Source organism: Terrabacter sp. P5_B1, assembly GCF_056400505.1.
Genome location: NZ_JBFULD010000163.1, coordinates 1 through 9,290, shown reverse-complemented (window position 1 = coordinate 9,290; position 9,290 = coordinate 1). Strand labels below are relative to the sequence as shown.

The window sequence follows — 9,290 nt, the reverse complement described above, 5'->3', positions numbered from 1 at the left end:
CCGGCCACGGCATCACCCAGATCGAACGAGTCATCACCGACAACCACTTCAGCTACCGCCGCAGCACCGACGTCAAGAACGCGATGACCGTGCTCGGGGCCACGCACAAGTTCATCAAGCCGCACTGCCCGTGGCAGAACGGCAAGGTGGAACGGTTCAACCGAACCCTGGCCACCGAGTGGGCCTACCGGCAAGTCTTCACCAGCGACGCCGAGCGATCCGCAGCCCTTGCCCCCTGGCTCCAGGAGTACAACACTCGACGACGCCACACCGCGCTCAAGGGACTCCCACCCGTCAGCCGTCTGTCACCAACGTCATGACCGAGTACATCTAGCGCTTGGAATCTCTCGCGGAGAGAGCGGGCTTGCCGTTGTGGCAGGCGCTGTATGAGCCGGCCGCGATTCCGGGTGCCGTGAGCGTTCTCCCCTGCCGCGGCGGCCAACATCAGTTGCGACCAGATTTTCGGTTGAACGCCGCGAGGGCGCTAATGCCCGCCTACCGAGCTTGGACGGTGGCGGCGAACCTGGATCGTGTGCGTTCGACCCAGGTGTCGAATCCGCTCATCGAGGGGTTGAGCGAGCGGGCGACGGCGACGTCCCGCAGTCGTGCGTGTTCGGGCACTTCCGCCATGAACTGGAACATGTTGGCGGCGATGTCGATGCCGGGGAAGGGCAGGGAGCGGAAGGCTTCTAGTGGCATCGGCTGGTACTGGACCCGCTCACCGAACACCCGCGAGAGCCCGCCCGCGAGTCGCTCGCCCGTGGTGCACTCGGCTGCGAGACCGACTGTGGTGCCGCGGTACTGCTCCGGTTGCTGGAAGATTGCGTAGGCGCAGCGGCCGATGTCCTCGGCGGCGATGCCTGGCAGCGCGGCGTCGCCGAGTGGGATGGCTAGCGAGAGGACGCCGTCCGGTCCCGGTTGTGGAGCGCCTTTGCCGAAGACGAACGCGTCCCAGTGAGTCGGCGGGAGCAGGTAGGTCGTCGGTACGCCGGCGGCCTCGAACGCCCGATCCCCGTCGGCCTTGGCGTCGAAGGGCGGCACCTTGTAGCGGTCCATGACCGTGGGCATCCGCTCGTCCTCGAGTGGGTACCACCGGCGGGTGTCCTCCATCGTGGACCAGATCGCATGCCGGACGCCCGCCGCCGCGGCGGCACGTGCCTGGTTGCCGGCCTGTACGGTCTCCCGCTCCGGGGAGAAGTGCTCCCAGAACGTGGTCATGCAGAAGACGCCGTAGGCGCCGTCGAACGCGCTGACCAGGCTGTTCACGTCGTCCAGGTCTGCGCGTACGACGGTGGCGCCGAGCTCGGAGAGCGCCTGGGCGGCCGCCGAGTCGGGTGTGCGGGTGATAGCGCGGCACGTGAAGCCGCCCTCCGCGTCGGAAAGGATGGCCCGGGCGAGTCCGCCGGCGGTTGCGCCGGTCGCGCCTACTACGGCGATTGTCTTGTCTTCGCTCATGCCTCGACGCTAGGAGCACGGCGACGCCTCGCGCGTCGACCGATCTACTCAGCAGGGGTACTCAGATCGCTGCGTTGCACCCAGAGCGCAATCTGGCTGCGGTTACGCACCTGCAGCTTGTCGAGGACGTGCTGCACGTGGTTCTGCGCCGTGCGCTCGGAGATGTAGAGCCGGGCCGCGATCTCGCGGTTGGTGTGTCCTCCGGCGACAAGGACGGCCACCTGTTGCTCCCGCGGGGTCAGGACGGTGTGCCTCTTCTCATCGAGGTGCCTGAGCAGGGCAGACGCCTTCTCGAAGATCGGCGGCATCCCCAACGCGACGCAGCGTTGTTGAGCGTCCAGGGCCAGGGAGCGTGCGCGAGAGAGGTCCCCGGGCCCGCCGCGGCGGGTCAGTGCCCGGGCGAGCTCGTACTCCGACTCGGCCTGGAATCCTTCCGCGCCGCTGGCGGCACAGGACTTGGTTGCAGCTTCCAGGTCGGCGATCGCGTCGTCGAGCAAGTCGAGGTGTGTTGCGCCTATCCCCAGCCACAGCTCGGCCGGCCCGAGGTAGGCCATCGCGTAGCGTCCGTTGACGATGTGGTGTCCGCGGAAGGCCCCAAGCCGGTCCCGCAGGGTCGTCACGTCGTCATCGGCGCCGACGGCGGTCGCTGTGAGCAGCCCCATCGCCCAGGTGAACAGAGCGCCGTGTGGCGTCTCCTGCCACTCCGACGCCGGGCCGAGACGGCGGTAGAGCCGAGTGGCCTCCGGGATCCGGCCCAGGTCGGATAGCACCGCGGCCGGTCCGAGCGTCATCACGATGCCCTCGGTCGGCCAGTCCTGTTCGGCGGGATCCTCGCTCATCCCTAGCGCTTCGAGCGTCGGGCCCGGGTAGCCGATGTGATGGCCGAGGATGGCCAGGAAGCCGCCGTGAAGCAGGAACGCCGGCGGATGGCCGGTAGCCGCCACAGTGGCCAGCGCCTGGGCGCCGTACCGTTGGGCTTCGCCCAGCTGACCGTGTGCCTGGGCCAGGACTGCGCGGCAGCGGAGCACCCGCCAGCGGGAGATCGGCCCCCCGATCCGGGTGGCCCAGCGGGTCATCCCTTCGATCTCGCGCCCGGCCTCGCGGATCTCACCGCGTTCGCACGCGGCGTCGAATCGCCACTCGGCCGCGGACAGCAGAAGATCAGGGCGCCGGGTCCGAGTGCCAAGCTCCGCCATCCGGTCGGCGGTGGCCTCGCGTTCACCAAGCCCGTCGGGGCCGGAGCGGACCATGTGGTGGCCGACGAGCGCCGCCTCCAGGGCCTTGACGTCCTGACTGTCGACGACCAGGGACAGTGCCTCGGCGACCGCGCGCTCGGCCTCCTCGATGTCGGAGAGGTGGTCGCACACGACGGCGTATGCCGCGAGGACGCGTGCCCGCCAGCCTGCCTGCTCTGGACCGAGGACGTCGAGCGCCTGCTCGCACAGGTCGCGGATCAGCCGGTCGATCTGGGGGTCGAAGGTCGGTTCGACGATCAGTGCCGACTCGGCGGCGAGGTCCGTGAGGCCCAGGCGAATGGCCACCCCCATGACCTGTTGGCAGCTGTGAAGCGCGCCGGGCATGTCGGCCGCAAGGGCCTGCGCGGACGCCAGCCTCAGCGTCAACCGAGACCGAGCCTGCTCATCGGCCCCGCTGCCCCGCGTCAGCGACAGGGACTGGGCGAACCAGCGGCACGCGTCCTCGTACGCGTGTTGCCGCAACGCCGCTCGGCCTGCCTGTTCGGTCCAGTAGAGGGCAGGAGCTGAGCCGCCTGCCACCGCAGCCTCGGCCCAGTGGCGCGCCAGGGCGAAGACAGCCGCCCCGTCGTGGTGGCCGGTGTGCTCCCAGCCGGCGCATTGCGCTTCGATCGCCTCTGCGGCACGCCGGTGAAGCGACGCCCGTCGGGCCGTGTCCATGGCTGCGTCGATGGCGTCCCTGATGAGGGCGTGGGTGAACCGCCACTGTCCCGGCTGGCGCCTCGGGGTCACGAAGGCGGCGGCGGCTGCTTCATCGAGGGCCGCAAGGACTGCTGGCTCTTGCCGCTCGGTCATCGCCGCCAGGAGCGGGATCTGGAACTCCACGCCGATGACTGCGGCGCCCTCCAAAGCACTGCTAGCGGCCGGCGTCAGCTGGGAGAGCCGCGAGCGGACGCTGTCGCGTACCGATCGTGGGACGGCGGAGAGGTCGCCATGATCGGCCAGCTGGCGGGCAAGCTCAGCGGCGAGAAAGGGATTGCCGGCCGTGGCCTCCATCAGCAGGGTGAGCTCGGCCTCAGTCGGTTCCCGGCCTGCGATCGACGCGACCTGCTGCTGGAGACCGGCTTGCGAAAGGCCCCGCAGCTCGAGCTGCCTCGTCTGCGGTTCCCGGGGGAGCTCGGACAGGGGCCCGGACGTCTCGCGGCACGTCACCACCACGAGCAGCTGCTCGTCCCGCGCCGTCCGCGCTAGGTGACGCGCGAGCAACTGAGAGCCGATGTCCGCGGCGTCGGCGTCGTCGAGCACGACCACCAGCGGGGAAGTGCGCGCAGCCGCAAGGACCGCGGCCGTGACGTCGTCGAACCACCGCAGCCGTTCCTCGACCGACCGCTCACCGGTCATCGCCCGGAGGGCGGCGAGAGCATGCGAGTCCGCGCGACCGGCCGCTTCGAGGGCCGTGATCACCTCGGCCCAAAGCCGGTACGGCGGCCCCCCGTCCGTGCCGACTGCTCGGCCCCACGCCACGACGACACCTCGGCTACGCGCCACCGCGGTTAGTTCGTCAGCCAACCGCGTCTTCCCGATGCCAGGCTCTCCCACGCACACGAGCACTCGAGCACGGCCGCCCTCAGCATCCTCGAGACCGTCGAGAAGTGCAGCCAGCTCTGCGTCACGCCCCACCAAGATCGACACCGGCGGCCCCCTTCATCCGCGGCCTCCGGACTCATTGTGGCTGACGAATCCAGCCAGCGACCTCGTTTGGCGTTCTCGCGTCGCTTGGCCATGGCAAGGGCAGACTGCGCCGTGGACGTCGAGTGAGGGAACCGCCGCGTGGGTAGCCAGGATCCGCTCGTCCAAGACCGCATCGGCGACCGCCCGCGCCGAGGGTGGGCGGGTCTTGGCGGCGTAGTACGTGGACGGGGCGATCTTGGCGCCGGCCTCGGTCAGGGCCCGGCAGATCGGCTCGACTCCGTGCACGTCCTTGTGCCGGTCGATGTAGCTGATCAGCGAGTGGAGGGGCGGTCGAGCTCCGCCGCGAAGAATGCCGAAGCGCTCTTGAGGATCGCGTTCGCGCGGCGCAGCTCACGGACCTCCCGCTCCAGCTCGGCGATCCGGGCCTTGTCCTCGGTCGTGACCCCGGGCGCCTTCCCGGCATCGACGCGGGCCTGCTTGACCCAGTTGCGCAACGTATCGCCGTTGATGCCGAGCTGGTCACCGACGCGTAGGCACGCGGCGTTGATGCTCGGACCGCCTGGGTCCTCGACCAGGTCCATCACGAGCCGGATCGCGCGCTCACGCAGCTCGTCCGGGTACTTCCTCGGTGCTGGCATGACTCCACCCTTTCGCGGGTTGGGAGCCTCCATCAATCCCGGGGCGGTTCAATCCCGGGCAGCGGACCGGACACCCGGCCAGACCTGGTGCAGCGGGCGTTCACCGCCACGGCCCCGGACCAGCTGTGGGTCGCGGACATCACTTACTGCCGCACGTTCGCCGGCTGGGTGTACGCCGCGTTCGTCATCGACGTCTTCTCCCGCCGCGTCGTCGGCTGGCAGCTATCGAAGAACCTACGCACCGACCTGGCGCTCGACGCCCTCGAGATGGGGTTGTGGGACCGGGCCCGCGCCGGCCGGGACACCACGGGGCTGATTCACCACTCCGACAAGGGAGTTCAGTACGTCGCCGTCCGCTACACCCAGCGGCTGGCGGACGCCGGCGCGGTCGCCTCCGTCGGGTCGACAGGCGACTCGTACGACAACGCCTTGGCCGAGGCGTTCAACTCGCTCTTCAAGGCCGAGCTGATCCGCAACCGTGGTCAGTGGCGATCGATCGATGACCTCGAGATCGCCGTCGCGGAGTACATCGACTGGTTCAACCACCGACGCCTCCACGGCGAGATAGGACTCATCCCACTCGTCGAGCTCGAAGACCAGCACTACCGCCACAACCCCGCGGCGGCTAACCGTCGTCGCGTCAGTTCCGAGCCTCCACTAAACCCGGAACGGGACAGCCAGAGCCTGCGGGCTGGCTGGCCTGGACGTCACGCGCGGGTCACCGCCAATAGAGGGTCGGACTGCAGTCGGGGCAGATTGACTTGCCCAAGCTTTCGCCTGTGGGGCAGCAATAGTGAGTCACGGGCCGGAGCTCGGGCCCGAGATCCAGACGGAACCAACGGTCCTCACCGTCCAAGCGGAACTGATCCGGATAGGACCAGAGGATCGATTCCAACGTCTCGGCAGGCTGGTAGGTGACGTCACGGGCGCCGGGCCGGACGAACTGGTCAGAGATTTCCTCAATGTCCATCGGGCCGCCGCCGAGGAGTTGTCGCAGCCTGTTGAGGGTCGCGGGCGAAGCAGCAGTCCTCTTCGGGCTTCTCGGTCGCATCCTCGTCCCCTCTCGACCGTGCGATGTTGAATGAGTTTCGCCCATGAGGGGCTTCCGCTGAGACGAATCATCAGAATCCCTAGCGCCGACTGGCACACAACCCGCTGCTACGGCCACTACGGGACTGTTGGAACCCGCAGGCGGCGGGATGATGCTGTCTTCACGGCCACTGCGGCGTTTGGCTGCGAGGGGCCGTGGTCCACCGTTCTGCACAGCCATTGTCAATGGCCGTGGCGGTTCAACGTCCTGCCATCATGAGTCGCCTCATGCTCGATCCCTTGACCGGTGACCTCGGGCCCCAGCTCATCGAGCCGGCAGAAGTCGTCAGGTAGGGCAGGCGAAGTTGGCGCTCGGCACGCCGAAGTCTTGCAGATGGGTGGTCTGAGAACTTCCATCCTCGGGACGTCTCGACGCCTACTCAGCGACCGACGCGCCGCCAACGCCTATTCCCTCATCTGTGATGAGCCGCGAACGCTCAGAAGGATAGAGACAGTTCATCCACCGTTCGTGCAGCGCTCAGCCGCTTGCTGCGAACGGTGCCGCACGGGGCAACCGTCGTGCCGATACACGCCACCCTCGGAACGGGTGACCTTGGGGCGACTGTCAGGTGCGCCGTCGTCTTCAAGGCTCCCTTCCGCATGTGCGCCTTCGTCAACGAGGCCGTCTTCGTCGTGCTGAAGAGTAAATGCGACGACCTCGGCGGCCTCCCAAAGGCTTTCCGCGTGGGCCCGAATCGTTTGGGCGGCGACGCCTGGCATTTCCAGAGCGTGGTGATGTTTTTTCCTACGCCGTTCAGTGATGAACCAAGGCCGTAGACCCTTGTGATCACCGATGAGATAACGGTCGTGAAAGTCGGCACGCCTGAGCTCGCGAACTCCACCATCTTCATTGGGCGGCGTCAGGCGGATTTGAATTGCGAGCTGGGCGAGGCGACCCGCGCTCAACTTGTTGCTCACGAGGAAACGGGATGCGTTGCTGTCCTTGAGGATGTGGACGAGTTCTTGGGCGTCGAGGTATCCGTCGACGACGAACGCCTCACCAGATTCTGCGATGACGCCGAGCACCCGGCCGTAAGCGAGTTCGTCGTCGGCTGTCAGGACCATGACGGATGCATCCTCGTCGCCAGCCTCGGTCGAGGCCTCCGCCCGCAGCAATGCGTGTCCGAGGAGCGTGACGCCGTAGCGGCCTCGATTGTCCCGCTCGATCCACCCCAGCCGGCGGAGATGGGCTAGGAACTTCTCACGCGGTTCGTCGGGAGCGTACTTTGCGGGTCGCCCCGGCCTCCCGGGATGATCTCGTACTCACCTTGCAGGGCGATGCTCGCGCTCTGGAAGGCGGCCAAAAAGCCCCGCATCGCTGGCGCGTTGGGCCCGAAAGCCGATGACCCGAACGCCGCCCCAAGGGTCGTACCAATCCGCGCCTGGTGGGCTCCGCTGATCTGCGCCAGCACTTCGGGAGTGACGAGTTGGTTGAAGATTGATGGACCTTTCCTGACCCGCCGCTCGGGACTGCTGGGACCGCAGGTTCCAAGAGCCGGCCGCGGCGCCTCGGCCTACGGTCCGGCATCTTCCTCCACTCGTTGATTTCGCGACCCGTGGGTCGATAGCCTCCGCGGTTCGCGGTCGCGATGAACGTCATCGCGACCCGCTGTTGTTTCTTGACGATCACCACGTGTGCATTCCACCACCTATCGAGCGAATCAGGGTCGTTCTGACGTTACGGCGGACCACCCACGTAGCCAACCGCTGCGCCCACCCATCTCTGGGTCGGGGCGCCTCCGTATGCCCGAGGAGCACCAATGCCGACCGACTGGCCGTTTGCGGCCATGCCCTTACCGCCCATCGGCCCGAGGATCGATCACCCGCGCTGGGACCGGGCCGAGCAGCGCGCGAAGCGTCGCCGCGCCCGCGCCGCCCTGCGCTAACAGGAGGCCCGCTCACGCGCCTCCCATCCGAGTGGGATGACTGGCGGGGGTGAGACGCGCCACGGCGCCGTGCTCAGCGCGCGGGTCCGGGCGCGCCCATGCCGGCCTATCATCTGCGGCTGCGATCAGGTTGCGGCATTGTCGGTCGTCGCAGACAGAATGCCCCTATGGCAGAGCTTTCCTACATGGTCCGGGACGACTGGGGCCAGCGGGGCACGGCCATGGGCCAGCAGAGCGCGGTGATCAGGAACTGGCTCGGCGACCCGCCATACGTCTTCCTGACTCCTAACCTCAACAAGTACGAGAAAGAACACGACGCAGATCGCGAATTCGTCGAGTACGTTGCCGCCGACGCGACGTCACGTCGAATACTGGCCCTCACAGACCTAGATGAGTTCGGCCGAGAGGGGGACAGCGTTCTAGACTGCTCCGTCGTCGTCCTGCACCCGTACGAGGAGCGCGGCTGCGAGATGCTGCGTAGGGTGATTCGGAACGGCAGGGTGGCCCGCATATTCGTGATCATCTGGACACGCGCGGACCTGGTTCGCACGATGCTCCAGGGGCTCGGTGCTGTCGATCTGCACACTGGTGACCGGGTACCCCCGCCGGACTCGGTGCTGTTCGAGGCGGCCATTTGCATGGCGGGCGAGCAATACAACGGATTGGGCACCGGCAATGGGAAGAACGCTGTTGTACAACTTCTACGAAGCTTCGCTGCAGTTGGATACCCTCTCGATGCAGATATTTGGCTTCGCGCCTTCTTTGCCGCGGGCGGGGAGTTCAAGGAGGCGGAAAAGGTGGCGAAGTTGATCACCGAAGTGCAGCGTGGGCTGAAGCACCGCGTCAAGCCACGTTATAAGCCCGACATTGTTGAGGTCCTCCGGGCGAGAGCTGGTCACAAGGCCGCCACCTAGTTCGACCTGGCCGAGCCATCCCGTTAGGCATCGGGTCCTCACCTACGAAGTGCTCGAAGGAAGTGTTTTGGCTGAGCCCTCGCTGTCCCGGCCCGTCCAGCCAGACACGAGGGGGATGTGTTCCTTTCCTAGGTCGTCCAGCCCCGGTGTCGCTGCGCACGATGAGAGCGAGTCGCGCCCGGAACTGCCGCCACTCCGCCTGCGCCTTGCTTGCCGCATCGACTGATCTGGCCGTACCCGCCGCGACACGTCGTCAGGCGGTGGTGTGACGCGGGTTCGACATCCCCGTCTGCTGGCTCCGTCGTGCAAATCGTCGATCACCGGCTCCGCGAAGTGTCCGTCAGTGGATGCGTGACAACTGCTCACCTCACGAGTTCGTCGACTGCAGCCCGCAAGACGTCGTCATCCTTCGGCCCTTCGGCC

General features: G+C 67.3%; 7 protein-coding genes and 1 other annotated feature. Of the genes, 3 read left to right on the top strand and 4 right to left on the bottom strand.

The window, feature by feature from the left end; genetic code table 11:
• A partial coding sequence (locus tag AC1DP0_RS12835; protein ID WP_478084945.1) for an integrase core domain-containing protein occupies positions 1–320 on the top strand: 320 nt, incomplete at its 5' end.
• Positions 321–495: 175 nt separating this feature from the next.
• Here AC1DP0_RS12835 and AC1DP0_RS12830 read toward each other — a convergent pair.
• The 3 genes from AC1DP0_RS12830 to AC1DP0_RS12820 all read right to left on the bottom strand — a co-directional run bounded on the left by AC1DP0_RS12830 (position 496) and on the right by AC1DP0_RS12820 (position 4,978).
• On the bottom strand, positions 496–1,455 hold the full coding sequence (locus AC1DP0_RS12830) for an NmrA family NAD(P)-binding protein (RefSeq protein ID WP_478084944.1): 960 nt from the start codon (positions 1,453–1,455) through the stop codon (positions 496–498).
• Positions 1,456–1,499: 44 nt separating this feature from the next.
• Positions 1,500–4,328, bottom strand: a complete 2,829-nt coding sequence (locus tag AC1DP0_RS12825; RefSeq protein ID WP_478084947.1) for a helix-turn-helix transcriptional regulator — start codon at positions 4,326–4,328, stop codon at positions 1,500–1,502.
• Positions 4,329–4,565: 237 nt separating this feature from the next.
• Positions 4,566–4,694 (bottom strand) — a sequence feature (AL1L pseudoknot).
• Complete coding sequence (locus AC1DP0_RS12820) at positions 4,652–4,978, bottom strand: transposase (RefSeq protein ID WP_478084943.1); 327 nt, start codon at positions 4,976–4,978, stop codon at positions 4,652–4,654. It overlaps the preceding feature by 43 nt.
• A gap of 51 nt (positions 4,979–5,029) precedes the next feature.
• On the opposite strand from AC1DP0_RS12820, the gene AC1DP0_RS12815 reads away from it, so the two are divergent.
• Positions 5,030–5,896: an IS3 family transposase gene (locus AC1DP0_RS12815; protein ID WP_478084946.1), complete on the top strand. Its 867-nt coding sequence runs from the start codon at positions 5,030–5,032 to the stop codon at positions 5,894–5,896.
• 627 nt (positions 5,897–6,523) lie between these two features.
• On the opposite strand, the gene AC1DP0_RS12810 is transcribed toward AC1DP0_RS12815, so the two are convergent.
• A complete protein-coding gene (locus tag AC1DP0_RS12810; protein WP_477760903.1) occupies positions 6,524–7,132 on the bottom strand; it encodes a hypothetical protein in 609 nt (202 codons plus the stop codon).
• 988 nt (positions 7,133–8,120) lie between these two features.
• Between AC1DP0_RS12810 and AC1DP0_RS12805 the strand changes: the two genes are divergently transcribed.
• Positions 8,121–8,867, top strand: a complete 747-nt coding sequence (locus AC1DP0_RS12805) for a hypothetical protein (protein ID WP_478084942.1) — start codon at positions 8,121–8,123, stop codon at positions 8,865–8,867.
• Positions 8,868–9,290: the final 423 nt, after the last annotated feature.

What these genes read in the sequence shown, in the direction of transcription:
- AC1DP0_RS12830 (WP_478084944.1), bottom strand. Translation starts at nt 1,455, where the DNA reads ATGAGCGAAGACAAGACAATCGCCGTAGTAGGCGCGACCGGCGCAACC.
- AC1DP0_RS12820 (WP_478084943.1), bottom strand. Translation starts at nt 4,978, where the DNA reads ATGCCAGCACCGAGGAAGTACCCGGACGAGCTGCGTGAGCGCGCGATC.
- AC1DP0_RS12810 (WP_477760903.1), bottom strand. Translation starts at nt 7,132, where the DNA reads ATGGTCCTGACAGCCGACGACGAACTCGCTTACGGCCGGGTGCTCGGC.
- AC1DP0_RS12805 (WP_478084942.1), top strand. Translation starts at nt 8,121, where the DNA reads ATGGCAGAGCTTTCCTACATGGTCCGGGACGACTGGGGCCAGCGGGGC.